Below are 17,783 nucleotides of genomic sequence, written 5' to 3'. Positions count from 1 at the left end.
CTGATAAATAATTAAAAGTTTATACAAACCAAATATTAATCATTTCTAACCTAAAAAACATGTCCAACAACGTCACTTTTACAAAAGGTAGCGGCATTCGCCTCTACACCCCTGAAAATGAAGAGTACATAGATGGGGCTTCAGGAACATTTAACCTCTCACTGGGCTATAGTCACCCCGAATTGGTGGAGGTACTTAAGCAACAGGTTGAAAATCTGATCCATGTATCATCGGCATTTACCGCCGAATTGGCGCAGCAAGTGCTTGACTGCATTCTTGACGAAGCTCCGGAGTACATTACCGATGGCTGGATGCGCGACATTATTGGTTCAACAGCCAATGAGGGTGCTGTAAAGATCGCCAATAAATTTAACGGCAAAAATGAGGTGGTTAGCTTGTCGCTATCACATCATGGGCAAACGCTGTATACCACCAATATCTCTGGGAATGCATTCAGGCGAAAATCTTTTTCCAATACTATTTCTACCAAAAATGCCATTGTACCTGCACCGTATTGCTACCGTTGCCCGTTTTCGGCTAAAGGCCCGGATCAATGTGGGTTTTTATGTGCAGAAGCTATTTATGATTATGTAGAATATGGTAGCTCGGGCAATGTATCAGCCATGATTATGGAGCCTATATTGGGTAATGGGGGCAATATTATGCCGCCGGAAGGGTATTTTGAAAAAGTAAGGCAAATATGCGATGAATTGGAAATCACCCTCATTGCCGACGAAGTGCAAACAGGCATCGGCCGCACGGGTTATATGTTTGCCAGTGAGCATTATGACATTAAGCCGGATATTATTACGCTTGCAAAAGGTCTGGGCGGTATTGGTATACCGGCAGCAGCCATTCTGTATAAACCCGAGTACGCGGTACTGGAAAAATTCGAACACTCTTATACCTCAGGCGGTAACCTCTTGTCACTGGCTGCATCGAAAAAAACGATGGAAGTCGTAACAAGAGAAGGTTTCCTGGAAAATGTGCGCAGCTCCGGAATTGTCCTTGGCGAATTGCTGAACAAGCTTAAAGAAAATTACCCCCACATCATAGGGGATGTACGGGGTATAGGTTATATGTGGGGTCTGGAGATCATAGCTAAAGATGGTGTCCCTGATCCGGTTTTAACGAATAAGATCATTGAGGTTGCATTTGAAGATCATAGCCTCATTTTAAGGAGTTCCCGCTATGGTTTTGGCAATGTGGTTAAAGTGCGGCCGGCACTTACCGCCACTGTTGATGATATTGAAGAGATCTATTCGCGTTTAAATAAAATTTTTAGTCAGCTATAAAATATGAAAGCAATTGTATACAGCGGGGCCTGGGACATTGATATCCAGGACAGAGCAGAACCGGAGATTACATTACCTGACGAGGTGATTGTAGAAATTAAAGCTACAGGTATTTGTGGTACCGACCTGAGTATCATCTCAGGAGAATATATGGCAAAACCCAGTGTGATCATCGGGCATGAATCTGCCGGCGTTATTGTCGCTAAGGGAAGCGGGGTTGAAAGCTGCCAAATAGGGCAGCGCGTGATCATCGATCCGACTTACTTTTGCGGTTATTGTGAAAACTGTCGCAGAGGGCAGCGTAATCATTGCCTGCATAAATCAAGTACCGAAGCTGGTGTATCTATTGATGGTACATTTACCAAGTACTTTAAAACCACCAAGCATTTCATCTATCCGCTCAACGACAATATCCCGTTTGAACAGGGTGCCATGTCTGAACCGTTAAGCTGTGTATTGACAGCGGTAAAAAAACTGGCAGTAACCCCTTTTATGCGCACAGCTATATTAGGAGGTGGCCCAATAGGTTTGCTTTTTTATATGGCGCTTACCCAACATGGTATACAGGAAGGTGTGGTTTATGAAGCATCACGCCAAAGGATCAAGTTGATAGAGCAGAACAACGTTTTATCAAAACACTGGAAGATAGAACCGGCGTTTATTCCGCAGAAAAATCAATATGACCTGATCATTGATACCACTGGTTCGCTACTGGAAAAATCGATGCAGGCTATTGCCGATGGTGGTAAAATATCTATGATGGGTTTGCGTAATAATCAGCAGACCATTAATCCGAGGGAAATAGCCGATCGCAGTATTTCTATTATTGGCTCCATTGATTCTATGGACACTTTTAAGCACGCGGTCGATATGATCAACAGCGGGCGCATGGGGTTGGAAAAGATCATCACTAACGATTATAATCTTGACGATTTTAAGCTGGCTATTGAGCACTTAGGTGTTAATGTGAGCACGCGTGACCGCAGCAACAATATTTCGAGTTTAAAATCTGTGATCACCATTTAACAATTTCTTTTAATTAATACCCCCATTCAAATTATGAGATACATTATATTTGATATCGACGGAACTTTAACCGATACTACGGAAGTTGACGATCGTTGTTTTACACAGGCTTTGGAAGACGTATTTAATTTCAAAGGTTTCGAAACCAATTACGGTCATTATGTAAATACTACAGATTCTGGTATTATTGATCAGTTATTTCAGGAACAGTATCAGCGTACTTATACCGAGGCGGAGCGGGATGAGTTTATCAGTCATTTTTGTAATTTACTTGCCGGGGCTTATGCTTTGGAGAATAATTGTATGAAAGAAATACCTAAAGCCGCGAAGATCATCCAAACACTTTGCCAGCAAGAGGGGGTCAGTATCGGGTTAGCTACCGGGGGCTGGCGCGAGTCAGCTTTATATAAGTTGCGTTGTGCTGGTATAGACACCAGCGGCTGCATTGCTGCTTCCTTTGCCCAGGATGCGAAAGCAAGACGTGATATTATAGGTAATACCATAAGTCAGATGAATAAAATACACCAGATGGAAGTACCCTTTACTGAAATTACTTACATTGGCGATGGGCGGTGGGATTATGAAGCTACTAAGCAATTGGCTATTCGCTTCATCGGCATCAACAATAAAAAACTGACTGAGATCAGTAATATTGTCAAACTTGATGATTATGATGAGATCTATCAGCATCTCTGGAACCAGGACGTGCCTGCCTGGTAGCTAAATTATGATACCTGTCCGAAATAATTAAATATTCCGGACAGGTAATTTTGATACCACCCTTTGGGTTTAAAATAAATTTATGTTGTCATCATCATTATCTACTTCATCTGTTGATATCAAGCGTTCGCACCGCGTCGCTACCTGTATATTTTTCTTTATTTGCGGTTTAACCTATTCCAGCTGGGCCTGCCGCATTCATGACCTGAAAGCATTTTTTAGTTTAAACAATGCCGAACTGGGAAGCGTGTTATTTGCTTTACCCATAGGCTTGCTTACCAGCTTGCCCATTTCGGGCTGGATGGTAAGCAAATATAAAAGCCGCCGTGTACTGATAGCCGCGGGGATATTATTTCCGCTAGTTTTATGTATGATTGGCCTTATTGCGCATATCTGGCAATTGGTTATTGTACTATTCTGCTTTGGTTTTTTGAATAATGTATTTGAAGTGGCCATGAATACTCAGGCTGTAGGCATCGAATCATTATACGGCCGTTCTATCATGGCCTCTTTTCATGGTTTATGGAGCCTGGCCGGCTTTAGCGGCGTTGCTATAGGTACACTGGCTATAAATCTCCAATGGCCGCTCTGGATGCATTATATCATTATTGGTATACTGTGTTGGATCATGGTCATGGTTTCCTATAGAAATCTGTTGCCCGAGGATGAAGTTTCAGAATCACAGCCCCTGTTTGCCAAGCCCGATTATAATATACTGAAACTGGGATTTATTGCTTTCGCAAGCCTGATCACAGAAGGAACGATGTTCGATTGGAGCGGGGTCTATTTTCAAAAAGTGGTCGCTGTACCCGAAACGCTCACCACGGTGGGTAGTATAGCTTTTATGGCTACCATGGCAATGGGCCGCTTTACTGCCGATGGCCTGGTAACAAAATATGGAGTTAGTAAAATTTTGCAGTTTAGTGGTGTAATCAGCTCATCGGGTTTATTACTCGCGGTTATCTTTCCGAATATATATACTGCAACAGCCGGTTTTTTAATGGTAGGTGTTGGGGTATCAGCCGTGGTACCCTTAGTGTTAGCTATTGCAGGTAAATCAAAAACGCTGGCTCCTGGAATAGCCATTGCAGCCGTATCGACTGTTGGTTTTCTGGGGTTCCTGATAGGGCCGCCTTTGATCGGTTTCATCGCGCAGGCAACTAATTTACGCTGGTCTTTTGCCCTGATCGCCTTGCTTGGTTTGGGGACTACTTTTATGGCTTCGCAAATCAAGAAAATGATATAACAGGGGATCAGAAAAGGAAGATAAAAGTATTTTTATTTTATTAATTCGGCAGTTTGTACCACCACATTATAACTACAAAGTGCTACTTTCGGAAAATTCATGAACCTGGTTTCTGTAAGTTGCGCATTGGTGGCATAATCTTCAATTCCTTTACGGAAAAGTACCATAAGCTGCTCATCATCTTCTCCAGATGCAAAAAAGCTGTCTATCAGTGCTGTTTCTTTTTTGTCTTCCGGTATGAGTTCTATTCTTACTGTGGTCCTTGATACAAATTGGTAGTGGTATTTCATCTAAGCGCTTGTGTATGCCCTAAAAGTAGCGTTTTTTCTTCATTTTATCCACCTTGCCGGAAGTGTTTAAATCCGCCACTATTATTAACGAGGTTATCACTGCTTTAGGAACTGACAAAAAGAAATATTTTACTGTCGGTAAAACTTTAAGAACCTATTTCTTCTGATTGAGCTTGGCAGGTAAAAACACCTGTTTTAAGAAAAGGGGATTTCTACTTATGTCAGGCTGATCCTTATAGGGTAACTTTACGCTGGATACTCCTGCTGGTTGTGGTGTTTATAGAAAAGCGGAGCTCTTTAAAACTTTAACCTGAAACAAAACCATTTAAACCATGTTAACAATCTCACAAATTGCCCAGGCTCCTACATGGCATGGAGAAATTAAAAATTATTTTACCGCTTTGGATATTGAGAAAATGCGGGCTATCAGGGGATTTGACCTGAGCAGTTATTCATTCGTTGTGAGCCATGCCCCAGATATTTATCAACGTGTATCCCTTCCTCCTGATGCAAAGGGCAGGATGCCGATGGATCCGGGAACACCATGGTCAAAAGAAATGATAAGCAGTTTTCTAACCTGGATGGAAGCAGGGTACCCTGAAGGAGAACCACAACATCAAAACAAGTCATTGTTCAAAATGTCTGGAACAGGCAGAATCAGGAAGAGCCTGACCTCACTGACTACCGAAGAACTGGAAAAATTGAAGACTGCTTTCATTGGTATAATGAATCTTGGTACCGATAATCTGAACGGATATTTCCAGAATGCTGCCATACACGGACTGCCACTTGCATTCTGTCAGCATCACGATCCTGGTTTTCAGCCCTGGCACAGGGTTCAGATGTGGGCATTTGAAAATTGCCTGCGTTCAATTGAGGGATGTGAAGATGTAACGTTGCCATATTGGGACTTTAATGAATTGTTGCCCGACTGGATGTACAACGCACCTTTTGGTTCTTATACTTTACCCATTGATATCGGCACAGTCTCTGGAAGTGAAAATCCCAATTACAAGGCGGGTTATCAAACAAACCGTTATGATGCCCAGACTATTTTAAACAACTTCAATGCTGATGTAATGAAGTACTATGCCAATGCGCAGACAGAAGTATGGTGGGACAATTTCAATGGTTTGCTTGATGGGACTCCTAACCTCGACTTCATATCGGGGCATGATTCAGGACATGATGCCACGGGTGATACCATGGGACAACAAAATGTTTCAGCGTTTGATCCCATCTTTTGGTTTTACCATTGCAATCTGGATAGAATGTGGTGGATATGGCAGGCCAATAACGATGCTCAAACCGTTGATGGTTTCATGAAAACCATTAAAAACAAAAGTAGCTCCAGTTACCTGGTATTTACCAACGCTGCATTGGGTAAGATGAATCCATGGGCACAGAATTTGAAACGGGATGATCTGACTGCTGAATTTACTATAGACCTGGCTACAAATTTCGATGTCTCGTATGAATCTATGACTTTGAAATTACCACAAGCGCAGACAAATAAACACCTGTTTCTGGGAATGGCACGTGTATTTACGGCCGACGATCAGGAGGTTAATGTACGCATAGAAGACCTGGACAGAACGAAGATCCCGGGTACTTTCAAGGTGTATCTGCTCAAAGATGAGAAGGTTCTGGATAAATCGGTCTTTTTCCAGCCGGACGAAGTAGAAAAGTGTTCCAATTGTATGAAAATACCAACAGTTCATTTTGACTTCAGATTACCACTATCCGTTGTAAAAGGTGGTCAGCTCAGCATACGTGTAGAGCCGAACAATAAAGAAATGTATGGGGATACCGTTCCACTTAAAGTGCTTGGCAATCCGACAGTTACGGTGTCTCTGCTAATGGACGCGATATAATGTCATGAACGTACCCCCTGCAAGTATAAAGTTTGTGGGGGGATGTTTTGATATTGAATCTTGTGAATGTTTTATGTGGAAATTACCATTCCTTACCCTCATGAGATTTACTTTTTAGTAATTATTCTAAAAGTGCCTTTGACATTTATTATTTTCTTCTCATCGTTAGTGCATTGCATAAAGGTATTAAAACTGCCATTGACTACCGTCCCGTTTACACTTAAGATGATAATTGTATTTCCGGTTCCCGGAACAGAAATATATTCGTCCTGACGGGCGACATTCCTTTTGTTAAGTTTTATGGCAATGAAACCGCCCTTTTTGATGGTGTCACTTGTAGGGATATCATTCTTCACTTCCACTACAGAAAAAGTACCAGGGCCGATTTTTTTTGAAGGAATATCAACCAGAACGCAGGAAAAATAAAATGGTATAGCAGCAGATCTGCCTGTGAAGAACCCAAAAGTAGCATTGGTATCGATCTTAGTCTGAGCGGTCAGCTGCCGCCATATGATATCTGTATTAAAATCTTTTTTCATCGTGAAGGCCCCACTGATCTCTACATGAAGAGTTGAGTTCTGGGCCTGTGCTTTTATTAACCCTGATAAGAAAAATAGTGCAATAGCAAGAGAAAAACTTGTTATACGGTTCATAGGATTATTTGATTTGTAATACCTCAGCTTTCCCGTCATGGTCGCCGGTAGTATCGGATGTATTATTTTGAGTATTGTTCAGGTTGTATTGTCCCAATGATTTCACAGAAGAAAACTTGACGAGCTGTGTTTTAATTTCGTTCACGGCACCCTTAAAAGTGAGGTAGTTGTGGGCGAGGCCAAGCTCCCGGCTTGCAGCGCCAGTCCAGAAATAGATACTATCTTTCTGATAAGGACCAAAAAGACGGGCATGGTCGTTGGTGAAAGACCATATATAATTGGAGAAGGCTTCATTGCTGCCCAATTTAGGGAACTGGTCAAAGTACTGATCATCCATTTTTGATTTATAATTGGCGCTGTGCCCTTGCCGGGTATCAAACCCTGCATTAGCAAACCTATGTTTGATAAGATCTTCTGACGCTTTAGCAGAGCGGGAAATGGTATCAATGATGATCAGGTTAATGGGTTCATAAAGGGTTTTGCCATGATAGCGCATACCGAGCCATGTAGCCGGGCTGTCATTTTTATTGTCATGCATCCATTTGTCAATCTTTGGAATGAGCGTCATCATATCCCTGGGACTTGAAGAAATGTCTTTCTTCTTACCAGGAGAACAGCCACTTATTGTAATAAGGGTAAAGAAGCAAAAAGTTTTAAATTTTAACATTAGGATAGTTTTTAATTATAAACTCTGATTTTCCTATAAGGACATTACACAGTTCCCATTCATGAAAAAAGAATGGAACTGTGTAATGTCCCTGGTTCAAGCTTAAGCAGGAACTTTTACCGGATAAAGTTGTTCAACTTGCTGACTGTCTTCCATATTCATAGAAGTAACTTCTTCCGTTTCATGGAAATTCCAATTTCCGAGATCAACCATACGGATCGTTCTGTTATTTCTGCTATGAAAATAGTACTTTTTGTTTTTCAGATCGCATGCGCTTGTCCACAATGTTTTGTCATACGTCGTGATAGGATCACCATTTTCATCAAGGGTATGTTCCCTTATTACGCCTTCGGGTATGTCAAAAGAACTGAGTATATGGAATGCCTGTGTAATGGCATCCAATGGTTCATCAACTGGCAGTACACTCTGAGTTAGAGCAAAAGCACGGATAAAACGGGAAGGTGGGGTGAAGTCACCAGGTAATCCAAGAAAACCACTTCCCTGACCGAAAGGAGTTGCTGTGTTTTTTTGTTTACTGGTCACCAGGTTAGTAACGGGTTTGTTATCTGGCGAAATGTTTACATAATTTCGAAGGTTGGTCAGGTGCCAGTCAAAAGTAGGTGAGTTAGTCAATATTCCGATCGGGTTATCGTAACAAAATAAGACACCATTTATACATTCAATTACAAGAGCATTTCCTGATGTGTCGTGTATATTATAGTGTAGGGGATAGGGAGTAGTACCGGTTTGTTTACCGTCAACTATAGGAATTCCATTATTAATTTGTAAGCCTTTGATTTTTTCCTTAACGTCGTTTACGTTTGAACAGCTAGAGAGCAACCAGGTAGTAACATCAATTGAACTTAGAGATAATTTAGCATTTTCTGAAGTAATATCCATATAGCTGGCATAACCAGGCTGATAAAATGAGCCGACAGCCAATCCTTCTGAGTTCATCCCATCAGCAATTACTTCCCGATCCATTGCATTAATTCCCACTATTGCATATTGAGAGGTCCAGGACATTCCCGGATAGTCGTCGGTAGGACCAATAGCCGTGAACTTATGTCCCGGATGGATAACCAGAATCTTTGAATGGAGAGAGGTTCCAAATTCCATGGTGCGCGCATATACCGGGACACCTTTTGTTGTTTTAAGTTGAATACCTGTACACATAATTTTTTGTGTTAAATTGAATTGATATTATAGTTCTATAAGTGCCATGCGTCCTATCTTATATTTACCAATGAAAAGCAAGGCTCTTAATAAACCTAAAGTTATATATTGTTATCTTTTAGGTTTGTATTCATTTCGTCCAGTTAATTATTTTTTCATGTTACCATCTTTATTTGCCTTTGAATGGTTTTTTGAATTCTTGTTCATTAGTGAACGGAAATTTTATAGCTGTATCCACTATGATTTCTTTATCTGCTTTGTTAATATGAAGTGTTATATTCATCCATGAAGACGAGACCGGACTTCGGAATTTAAACGATTAGATAATTATGAAAAATCAAGAGCAAATAAAGACAGCGCCAGATGGATTTGGCCCTGTTGCCGCGCAATACTTTACAGGCACGGCATGGTTAAAAATGCGGGTAGTGCCGGATGAAATTACAAATTGTGCTATTGGTGAAGTGATATTCGAGGCCGGTTGCAGAAATAACTGGCATACACATCCAAGTAACCAGATCCTGATCGTAATAGAAGGAGTGGGATATTATCAGGAGGAAGGTTCGCCGATCCGGGAGATCAAAGTTGGCGATGTTGTAAATGTATTGCCGGGAATTAAACATTGGCACGGAGCAACACCCAATGGCAGGTTCACACATTATGCTGTTGGTATCAATACAGAAAAGGGTGTAGTAGACTGGCTGGAACCAGTGACCGACGAACAATACAATAGTTTCAAATAAGTATAAAACTATTCAATATGAATACGCATCTTTTAACCTTAAAAAGTAGTCTGATTTTATTTATCCTATTGAACAGCAATTTAGTCAGCTCACAAACGAAGCCTGTATTTGATGTGCCTTCATGGCAGGCTCCTTATCAGCTTTCTCTCGATGGCTGGGGTATAGCTATATGAGCCAGAAACCGATGGTACTCTATGCCCTGGTTCATCTGCGGAAGTGTCCGGGACAAGATAAGACGATTCTGTTTCACCAGCTTTCACCTATACAGCAGCAGGATGATAAAGTGTGGCGAAATTTAAAGAATTTATGGTTGGGCTTTAATTGTTCAAATTAGCTCAACAAAGCCGGAACACTAAATTATAAAAAGCAATAGTGAGAATTTTAAAAGGCTATTTTAAGGTAAAATAGTTTGACTTGTTGCATAATAAGTTTTAGTATATGCCTAAGTCCCAGTCTATATTTGATATTATCCAAATATAAAAACTGTTATACTACTAAATCGGCTAAATGTTCTTAAAAAGAAATATAGTAATAGTACTGGGACTTACAATGATTACCGCAGGTTTAGTTGCGTTCTCACTTTTCTCATCAGAAAAGCAGGTTGATTTTAATTCACAAGTTAAGCCCATTCTTAATAAAAAATGTATTTCGTGCCATGGCGGGGTTAAACAACAAGGTGGCTTTAGTGTGTTGTTTAGAGAAGAGGCGCTGGCTAAAACCAAAAGTGGCAAACCAGCTATTATTCCAGGCAATCCAGATGATAGTGAGTTTATTAAACGCATAAAATCTAATGATCCGGAAGAAAGGATGCCCTATAAACACCCGGCATTAAATAATGATGAAATTGATATCTTAACTCTTTGGGTAAAGCAGGGTGTAAAGTGGGGTAATCATTGGGCTTATGTAAGTGTTAAGCCTGTTGAGTTGCCAGATGTTGATAATGCTTGGGTGCGCAACGATTTAGATAAATTTATCTTCGCAAAACTGGAAGAAAATAAGCTTAAGCCATCTAAAACTGCCGATAAAGCTACTTTATTAAGAAGGGTAAGCTTAGATCTGACCGGTACTTACCCCTCAGAAAAATTAGCAAAATTTTATTTAAATAGTAAAGACGAACAAAAATCCTACAATATATTAGTTGATAGCTTATTGGCTTCGTCCAGATTTGGGGAACGCTGGGCATCGATGTGGCTGGATCTTGCCCGTTATGCAGATACCAGGGGGTATGAGAGTGATAATAACCGGGATATCTGGAGCTATCGCGATTGGGTAATTAAAGCCTTCAATCAGGATATGCCTTACGATAAGTTTATTACTGATCAGATCGCCGGGGATCTGTTTCCCAAACCAACTGATGCCCAGTATATCGCCACTGCTTTTAGTAGAAATACACCTACCAATGATGAGGGGGGGACCAATAATGAAGAATTTAGGACAGCAGCAGTTTTAGATCGGGTCAATGCTACCTGGGAGGGATTAATGAGTACAACTTTCTCTTGTGTACAATGCCATAGTCATCCGTATGATCCCTTTAAACATGATGAATACTACAAATTTATGTCGTATTTTAATAATACAAGAGATGAAGATGTGCCAGGAGACTATCCTTTGTTTAAAAACTTTAACGATAGTCTTAAAAATCAACTCAACCATTTATTGAGTTGGGTTAAAACGGTTTCTGATCAGGAACGTGCAGATCAAATGGCTTTGTTCTTAAAAACCGGGCAGCCAGCCATCAACTCTACTACGGCAGATCAGTTGGTGAATTCGGTAATTGGTAATAATAACATCGCATTGTTTTTTAAAAACAGCTCAGCTGCAAGGTTAAAAGCTGTCAACATTGAAAATGTAGACCAATTGATTTTACGATACAACTGCAGCAAACCAAATGGGATGATGAGCCTCCATCTGGGTTCACCAAATGGGCCTATTCTAAAATCATGGAAATTAGCTGTAACAAAAGGGTATCAAAATGTAGTAGTAGATTTTGCGAAGCAAAGTGGGGTAAAAGATATATATCTAAGCTATACCAATACTTCTGTTAAAAATCCAGATGAATTTATGGTGTACTTTGATTGGTTCTACTTTACGAAACAGTTTCCCGGTCATGGTAAACCGGATTATCTGACATACAAAAAAACATTCATTGATTTAATGAATGCCCAGATGCCAACAACGCCTGTTATGGTCGAAAACCCGTCAGGTATGCGACGTAAGAATTATGTATTTGAGCGTGGCGCATGGACATCCAAAGGTAAGGAGGTAAAAGTTGGTGTACCTAATTCCTTGGCTTTCGCCATGCCCAAAAATGCACCTGATAATAGAATGGGCCTGGCCATGTGGCTTTCTGATAAAAGAAACCCTTTGGTTTCCAGAACAATGGTTAACCGGTTATGGGAGCAATTATATGGCGCTGGTTTGGTCGAAACATTAGAGGACATGGGTACACAGGGAATGCCTCCAACTCATCAGGAATTATTAGATTTTATGGCTTATCAGTTTATGTACAAATACAACTGGAGCGTTAAAAAAATGCTTAGGGAACTGGTAATGATGGCTACTTACCGGCAGGACAGTAAGGTATCGGAGGAGTTAAAAGAAAAAGATCTGTTTAATAAGTTTTATGCCCGTGGCTCCCGTATTAGATTAAGTGCTGAGCAACTAAGAGATCAAAGTTTAGCCATTTGTGGTGTGCTGAGTAACAAAATGTATGGCCCGCCAGTAATGCCCTGGCAACCAGAAGGGATTTGGTTTTCACCTTATAATGGCGCTAAATGGATATTGAGTGGTGGGACTGAGCAGTATCGGAGAGGAATTTATACCTATTGGAAACGAACCGCTCCATATCCGTCAGCTATTGCATTTGATGGTGCGTCACGGGTAGTTTGTAGTCCACGACGTATTAGAACCAATACACCTTTACAGGCATTGGTTACCTTAAATGATAGCGTTTACATTGATCTGGCAAGAAAACTTGCAATCCGTATGGAAAAAACCGGAGGGAGCAACAGCAGATCTAAAATTTCAAAGGGATACGAAATGATCCTGTATAAAACCATTCCACAAAACAGGCTAAAGGTATTTGAAGATCTGTACACAAAAGCCTTTGGAGAGTTTAACAAAAACGCAGTTAGTGTATCAGCATTTATGGGTGATAAACAAAAGAAATATAAACCGGAAGAGGCGGCAATGGTTTTAGTGGCCAGTGCGATGCTAAATCTGGATGAAGTAATTACCAAGAACTGATCAATTATGACAAGGGATGAATTAAATGTACATAGGTTAATTAAGGAGGCACAGGAAACCTATGCAAGAATGCATTCCCGGCGCCATTTTTTAAAAGAAAGCGCAATGGGATTAGGTGCTTTGGCTATGGGTTCGTTATTGGGCAGCTGTGGTAATTATTTTTCCAGCCCCCAAACAAAAATAGCCTATGATCCTGCGCATCCGTTATTGCCAAAATCCCCTCCACTTTTTGGTAAGGCTAAGAGTGTAATTTATTTACATATGGCAGGGGCGCCATCTCAACTAGAGTTATTTGATTATAAACCTGAATTGATGAAAATGGATGGGCAAGATTGTCCACCATCTTTACTGGCGGGGAAAAAATTTGCTTTTATAACTGGTGTGCCTAAAATGCTTGGGCCTCAGGCCAATTTTGCTAAACACGGGCAGTGTGGCGCATTTGTGAGTGATAATTTGCCGCACTTTTCTACAATGGTAGATGAAGTAAGCTTTTTAAAAGCAGTAAAAACTGATCAGTTTAACCATGCACCGGCGCAATTGCTGGTACATACAGGTTCACCGCGTTTGGGCAGACCCAGCATGGGAAGTTGGGTAACTTATGGCTTAGGTTCAGAAAATCAAAATCTACCTGGATATGTAGTGCTGACCAGCGGAGGTAGTTTTCCTGATGCAGGCAAAAGTGTTTGGGGAAGTGGTTTTTTGCCGTCAGTGTATCAGGGGGTACAATGTCGGAGTGAAGGTGATCCGGTTCTGTTTATAAAGGACCCGGATGGAATGAACAGAAGCTTAAGAAAAGCCTCTATTGAAGCAATTAACAAAGCCAATGAGCAACAATATCAGGAATATAATGACCCGGAAATTTTATCGCGTATAGCACAGTATGAAATGGCTTATCGTATGCAAATATCTGCACCAGAGGTGATGAATATTAATGACGAACCTGCCTATATCCATGAAATGTATGGTACACAGCCAGGTAAAGCCTGTTTCGCAAATAATGTACTGCTTGCCCGCAAATTGGTAGAAAAAGGAGTACGTTATGTGCAATTATTTGACTGGGGCTGGGACGCGCATGGCGATAATCCAAATAACTCCCTTAATATCGGTTTGAAAAATAAATGCAGAAGTATTGACAGACCTATTACGGCCTTACTGCTCGATTTAAAACAACGCGGTTTATTAGAAGAAACCTTAGTGGTCTGGGGTGGTGAATTTGGACGTACACCAATGATGGAAAACCGTAATGGTATACAGAACCCGTTTAAAGGGAGAGATCATCATACAGAGGCATTTACAATATGGATGGCCGGTGGAGGTATCAAAAAAGGATTTACGCATGGAGAAACAGATGAGATAGGGTATAGTGCAATAAGTGGAAAAGTTGACGCCTTTGATATCCAGGCTACTATTTTAAATCAGTTAGGGTTTGATCATGAACAATTTACCTATCCGTTTCAAGGCCGTCCATTCAGATTAACAGATGTAGCTGGTAAAGTAATTTCAGAGATTGTAGCCTAAACTAATCATTCAGAATTAATTCAATTATATGTCCCTGACCAGAAGGAAATTTATACAAAATACAGCAGTAGTATCTGCGGCCTCTTTTTTAGCCCCAATACAAAATATGAGCGCAAACGAGCTGAAGCATAAAAAAGCAAAAGCTGGATTTGAACTGCTGTTTATGCAAACCGATTGGGGGTTTAAAGGTACACGGGATGAGTTTTGCGCAGCTGCAAAAAAAGAAGGTTATGATGGCATAGAAGTTTGGTGGCCTGGTGATGATACTAAAGCCGTAAAAGAGCTTTTTGAAGCGGTAAAGAATAATGGCTTGCAAATTGGTTTTTTATGTTCAGGACATCACAATGAGCCTAAACAGCATTTAATTAATTATAAAAAATACGTTGATGCCATTTGCGCTAATACCTATCAAAAACCGCTTTATATTAACTGTCATTCGGGTAAAGATTATTTCACTTATGAGCAGAACAAGATGATGATTGATTATTCGACGGTTAAAACTAAAACCAGCGGTATTCCCATTTATCACGAAACCCATCGGGGAAGAATGATGTTTGCTGCTCATATTGCCCGCAATTTTGCAGAGAAAAACCCTGAGCTGCGTCTAACATTAGATATTTCGCATTGGTGTAATGTTCATGAAAGTTTATTGAGTGACCAGAAAGAAACTGTTGATTATTTATTGAAAAGGGTAGATCATATTCATTCCAGAATTGGGCACCCGGAAGGCCCGCAGGTAAATGACCCAAGGGCACCGGAATGGGAAGAGACCGTAAAAACACATTTAGCCTGGTGGGACAAAGTAATCGGATATAAAAAAGAAAAAGGGGAAAGAATGACCATTCTTACCGAATTTGGTCCTGCGGATTATATGCCGACTTTGCCTTATACCCGCCAGCCTCTTGCAGATCAATGGGAAATAAATGTATATATGATGAACCTTTTAAGAAAGAGATACAAATAGAATGTTAGAGTTTTTTGGTCGTTTTCACCCAGTTTTTGTTCATCTCCCTATTGGGATTTTGTTACTTGCCTGTATTTTTATTCTTTTATCATTTACAACAAAATTTGTTAATCTAAAACCAGCCATCCCAATCATGTTGCTTCTGGGGACACTAAGTGCTATTGTATCTTGTATCACGGGATATTTACTGGCTGGTGGCGGTGATTATGACGGTAAGCTGGTTAATAATCACCAATGGATGGGTATTAGTGTTGCAATTTTATCCATGATTTTATGGACAATTTATAAGAGGGTTAGCTCTAATTCTGTACTAGGTGCAGTTGCTGCAATACTTGCTTTATTAATTTCTGTTACAGGCCATATGGGGGGCTCTTTAACGCATGGGGCTGATTATTTAACTGCACCACTAAAAGCGGGGGGTGTGAAAGGCGGGGTAGCCATTCCTGCTATTCCTAATTTGAAAGAAGCATTTGTTTATCAGAACGCAATTCAGCCATTGTTTCAAAATAGATGCTATAGTTGCCATGGCGGCGAAAAACAAAAAGGAAAACTGCGGTTAGATCAACAGGAATATATTTTAAAAGGAGGGAAGACCGGCAAAACCATTGTGCCAGGTAAAGCTGATGAAAGTGAGTTAGTTAAAAGACTGATGGTTCCTTTAAATGATGAGAAGCATATGGCACCTAAAGAAAAATCACAGCTTACCGAAACCGAAATTAAACTGTTAAAATGGTGGATAAACAGTGGGGCCGATTTTAAAAAGAAATTTAAGGACCTGCCACAGCCTGAAGATATAAAGCCAGTTCTGGCCAGTTTACAAAAAGGTGAAGGTGCTGTTGAAAAAGTGAAAACCAGCGAATTACCCGTGGAAGAAGTTAAAATGGCAGATAACAATGTATTGAAAAAATTAGCTGATGCAGGGGTCACTGTTTTTCCTGTCACCCAAAATTCTAATTACTTGTCTGCAAATTTTATAAATGCCACATCAATGGACAAGGATGTTTTGGGGTTGATAAAATCAATCGAAAAACAACTGATTTGGCTTAAACTGGAAAATAAGAAGGTAACAGATCAAACATTAACTGCAATTAAAGATTGTAAGAAACTAATGAGGTTAAACCTGAATTATACTGCTGTAACCGACGCAGGATTAGCACAGTTAAAAGATCTGGATCAGTTGCAGTCACTTAGTCTGGTTGGTGCGAAGGTTAGCCTAAAAGGGATTAACCAATTAAAAAATCTAAAAAACCTGAAGTTCCTTTATTTATACCAAACTAACGTGAATAAAACGGATCTGGCCAGTATAAAAAAGATATTGCCAAAAGTAAGTTTGGATATCGGAAATTATAATATACCGAAATTGGCACAGGATACAATAATTGTTAAAGCACTATGATTATTTAGGATCTCTTAATTCCCTGATTTTTTCTAGCTCAATTATGTCGATTTGATCTTTTGGTCTGTTTACAGCTTTGACAAAAGCTGAGCTGGCATAAAACAAACAGCCCCGGATATGAAGTATATTCCGGGGCTGTTATTATTTTAACCTTGTTTATCAGATTTATTTAATCTTAAACGATTGGCTACAATTTACCGATTAAACGTTATAGGAACACACGAAACTTTGCTAACAATCTCACCTCCCTGTGACGCCCCATATGCATTATATTGCATTATGGTAAATAAAGTGGTGAATAGAGCGCTTCTATTAGCGAGGTCATAATTAAAGAGTAACTTTCCTTTATTAGAAGGGAGAAATATCTGTGCAACCTTACCTATATCATCAGTTGTAAATGTTTGGTATGCTTCGTATGCCATAGTACCACCTACAGGGCCACCATAATCACCCGAAGTTACAGAAGCAATACGTATATAGTATACCCCTGCTTTGGTAACCGGTACAGAAATACTAAAACCTGCCGCATTCACAACCTTAGGTAAGTAATCACTGGTAAGCTGTACAGGGGCAAGCACTGCAGGTTGTTTTGTAAACTTCCACTCTTGTCCATCATCAACCTTAATATCTTATCCCAGTATAGGACAGTCTGAGCATTAAAGGGAATACCAATTTGAGTGGTAGTATTGGAGGGGATGATGATCTTGATTATTTAAACCGTGATAGTCGGCTTGATGATGATGTACATGTTCTTATTTATAATGCGACAAAAGGTATCGGCCATAATTTTAAATACGCAGCAGCAGTGCATTTAAGATATGTTTCTGGAAGTGCTTATTTGTTGAAGTAAAAATAGGACTACCAAGAATAAAGACCGGGTAATCTACTCCCCGGTCTTTTTACCGCAAACTCAGCACAATTTTGTGAAAGGTTATAGTGCAATTCAAAGTTAAAACAATAGCTAATTTATTA

General features: G+C 40.1%; 16 protein-coding genes. 11 read left to right on the top strand and 5 right to left on the bottom strand.

The window, feature by feature from the left end; all coding sequences use genetic code 11:
• Positions 1-59 precede the first annotated feature (59 nt).
• The 4 genes from HDF25_RS15580 to HDF25_RS15565 all read left to right on the top strand — a co-directional run bounded on the left by HDF25_RS15580 (position 60) and on the right by HDF25_RS15565 (position 4,287).
• The gene (locus tag HDF25_RS15580; RefSeq protein WP_184626364.1) at positions 60-1,295 is read left to right on the top strand and encodes an aspartate aminotransferase family protein; all 1,236 of its coding nucleotides are present in this window, start codon (positions 60-62) and stop codon (positions 1,293-1,295) included.
• Between the two features lie 3 nt (positions 1,296-1,298).
• Positions 1,299-2,321 carry a zinc-dependent alcohol dehydrogenase gene (locus tag HDF25_RS15575; RefSeq protein WP_184626362.1) on the top strand — a complete coding sequence of 341 codons (1,023 nt, stop codon included), beginning with the start codon at positions 1,299-1,301 and terminating at the stop codon, positions 2,319-2,321.
• A 33-nt stretch (positions 2,322-2,354) separates the two neighbouring features.
• On the top strand, positions 2,355-3,041 hold the full coding sequence (locus HDF25_RS15570) for an HAD family hydrolase (RefSeq protein WP_184626359.1): 687 nt from the start codon (positions 2,355-2,357) through the stop codon (positions 3,039-3,041).
• An 82-nt stretch (positions 3,042-3,123) separates the two neighbouring features.
• Positions 3,124-4,287 carry an MFS transporter gene (locus HDF25_RS15565; RefSeq protein ID WP_184626357.1) on the top strand — a complete coding sequence of 388 codons (1,164 nt, stop codon included), beginning with the start codon at positions 3,124-3,126 and terminating at the stop codon, positions 4,285-4,287.
• Positions 4,288-4,319: 32 nt separating this feature from the next.
• On the opposite strand, the gene HDF25_RS15560 is transcribed toward HDF25_RS15565, so the two are convergent.
• Entirely contained in the window at positions 4,320-4,577 is a 258-nt protein-coding gene (locus tag HDF25_RS15560) for a hypothetical protein (RefSeq protein ID WP_184626355.1), read from the bottom strand.
• Positions 4,578-4,909: 332 nt separating this feature from the next.
• Here HDF25_RS15560 and HDF25_RS15555 point away from each other — a divergent pair, with 332 nt between their 5' ends.
• Positions 4,910-6,451: a tyrosinase family protein gene (locus tag HDF25_RS15555; RefSeq protein WP_184626354.1), complete on the top strand. Its 1,542-nt coding sequence runs from the start codon at positions 4,910-4,912 to the stop codon at positions 6,449-6,451.
• A gap of 107 nt (positions 6,452-6,558) precedes the next feature.
• On the opposite strand, the gene HDF25_RS15550 is transcribed toward HDF25_RS15555, so the two are convergent.
• From HDF25_RS15550 to HDF25_RS15540, 3 genes are all read right to left on the bottom strand, one after another.
• A complete protein-coding gene (locus tag HDF25_RS15550; protein WP_184626352.1) occupies positions 6,559-7,104 on the bottom strand; it encodes a hypothetical protein in 546 nt (181 codons plus the stop codon).
• Positions 7,105-7,108: 4 nt separating this feature from the next.
• Positions 7,109-7,771, bottom strand: a complete 663-nt coding sequence (locus HDF25_RS15545; protein ID WP_184626350.1) for a hypothetical protein — start codon at positions 7,769-7,771, stop codon at positions 7,109-7,111.
• Positions 7,772-7,873: 102 nt separating this feature from the next.
• Positions 7,874-8,947 carry a linear amide C-N hydrolase gene (locus HDF25_RS15540; RefSeq protein ID WP_184626348.1) on the bottom strand — a complete coding sequence of 358 codons (1,074 nt, stop codon included), beginning with the start codon at positions 8,945-8,947 and terminating at the stop codon, positions 7,874-7,876.
• 329 nt (positions 8,948-9,276) lie between these two features.
• Here HDF25_RS15540 and HDF25_RS15535 point away from each other — a divergent pair, with 329 nt between their 5' ends.
• From HDF25_RS15535 to HDF25_RS15510, 6 genes are all read left to right on the top strand, one after another.
• A complete protein-coding gene (locus HDF25_RS15535; protein WP_184626347.1) occupies positions 9,277-9,687 on the top strand; it encodes a cupin domain-containing protein in 411 nt (136 codons plus the stop codon).
• A 17-nt stretch (positions 9,688-9,704) separates the two neighbouring features.
• Complete coding sequence (locus tag HDF25_RS15530) at positions 9,705-9,860, top strand: hypothetical protein (protein WP_184626345.1); 156 nt, start codon at positions 9,705-9,707, stop codon at positions 9,858-9,860.
• A gap of 334 nt (positions 9,861-10,194) precedes the next feature.
• Positions 10,195-12,933 carry a DUF1553 domain-containing protein gene (locus HDF25_RS15525; protein WP_184626343.1) on the top strand — a complete coding sequence of 913 codons (2,739 nt, stop codon included), beginning with the start codon at positions 10,195-10,197 and terminating at the stop codon, positions 12,931-12,933.
• Between the two features lie 6 nt (positions 12,934-12,939).
• Positions 12,940-14,451 (top strand): DUF1501 domain-containing protein, encoded by a 1,512-nt coding sequence (locus HDF25_RS15520; protein ID WP_184626341.1) that lies wholly within the window; start codon positions 12,940-12,942, stop codon positions 14,449-14,451.
• 106 nt (positions 14,452-14,557) lie between these two features.
• A complete protein-coding gene (locus HDF25_RS15515) occupies positions 14,558-15,415 on the top strand; it encodes a sugar phosphate isomerase/epimerase family protein (protein WP_260409384.1) in 858 nt (285 codons plus the stop codon).
• Between the two features lies 1 nt (position 15,416).
• Positions 15,417-16,811, top strand: coding sequence for a c-type cytochrome domain-containing protein (locus HDF25_RS15510; protein ID WP_184626337.1), 1,395 nt, complete (start codon positions 15,417-15,419; stop codon positions 16,809-16,811).
• A 194-nt stretch (positions 16,812-17,005) separates the two neighbouring features.
• Here HDF25_RS15510 and HDF25_RS15505 read toward each other — a convergent pair whose 3' ends face one another.
• Positions 17,006-17,389 carry a hypothetical protein gene (locus HDF25_RS15505; protein ID WP_184626335.1) on the bottom strand — a complete coding sequence of 128 codons (384 nt, stop codon included), beginning with the start codon at positions 17,387-17,389 and terminating at the stop codon, positions 17,006-17,008.
• Positions 17,390-17,783: the final 394 nt, after the last annotated feature.

This window comes from Pedobacter cryoconitis (genome assembly GCF_014207135.1).
Taxonomy (GTDB): domain Bacteria; phylum Bacteroidota; class Bacteroidia; order Sphingobacteriales; family Sphingobacteriaceae; genus Pedobacter; species Pedobacter cryoconitis_D.
Note: the sequence above shows the minus strand (reverse complement) of the source record. Positions and strands in the feature narration are given on the sequence as shown.

Excerpts from the sequence above, each read along its gene's own strand:
- HDF25_RS15555 (WP_184626354.1), top strand. The coding sequence starts at position 4,910 with ATGTTAACAATCTCACAAATTGCCCAGGCTCCTACATGGCATGGAGAA.
- HDF25_RS15520 (WP_184626341.1), top strand. The coding sequence starts at position 12,940 with ATGACAAGGGATGAATTAAATGTACATAGGTTAATTAAGGAGGCACAG.
- HDF25_RS15560 (WP_184626355.1), bottom strand. The coding sequence starts at position 4,577 with ATGAAATACCACTACCAATTTGTATCAAGGACCACAGTAAGAATAGAA.
- HDF25_RS15530 (WP_184626345.1), top strand. The coding sequence starts at position 9,705 with ATGAATACGCATCTTTTAACCTTAAAAAGTAGTCTGATTTTATTTATC.
- HDF25_RS15515 (WP_260409384.1), top strand. The coding sequence starts at position 14,558 with ATGAGCGCAAACGAGCTGAAGCATAAAAAAGCAAAAGCTGGATTTGAA.
- HDF25_RS15540 (WP_184626348.1), bottom strand. The coding sequence starts at position 8,947 with ATGTGTACAGGTATTCAACTTAAAACAACAAAAGGTGTCCCGGTATAT.
- HDF25_RS15535 (WP_184626347.1), top strand. The coding sequence starts at position 9,277 with ATGAAAAATCAAGAGCAAATAAAGACAGCGCCAGATGGATTTGGCCCT.
- HDF25_RS15545 (WP_184626350.1), bottom strand. The coding sequence starts at position 7,771 with ATGTTAAAATTTAAAACTTTTTGCTTCTTTACCCTTATTACAATAAGT.
- HDF25_RS15570 (WP_184626359.1), top strand. The coding sequence starts at position 2,355 with ATGAGATACATTATATTTGATATCGACGGAACTTTAACCGATACTACG.
- HDF25_RS15580 (WP_184626364.1), top strand. The coding sequence starts at position 60 with ATGTCCAACAACGTCACTTTTACAAAAGGTAGCGGCATTCGCCTCTAC.
- HDF25_RS15550 (WP_184626352.1), bottom strand. The coding sequence starts at position 7,104 with ATGAACCGTATAACAAGTTTTTCTCTTGCTATTGCACTATTTTTCTTA.
- HDF25_RS15565 (WP_184626357.1), top strand. The coding sequence starts at position 3,124 with ATGTTGTCATCATCATTATCTACTTCATCTGTTGATATCAAGCGTTCG.
- HDF25_RS15575 (WP_184626362.1), top strand. The coding sequence starts at position 1,299 with ATGAAAGCAATTGTATACAGCGGGGCCTGGGACATTGATATCCAGGAC.
- HDF25_RS15510 (WP_184626337.1), top strand. The coding sequence starts at position 15,417 with ATGTTAGAGTTTTTTGGTCGTTTTCACCCAGTTTTTGTTCATCTCCCT.
- HDF25_RS15525 (WP_184626343.1), top strand. The coding sequence starts at position 10,195 with ATGTTCTTAAAAAGAAATATAGTAATAGTACTGGGACTTACAATGATT.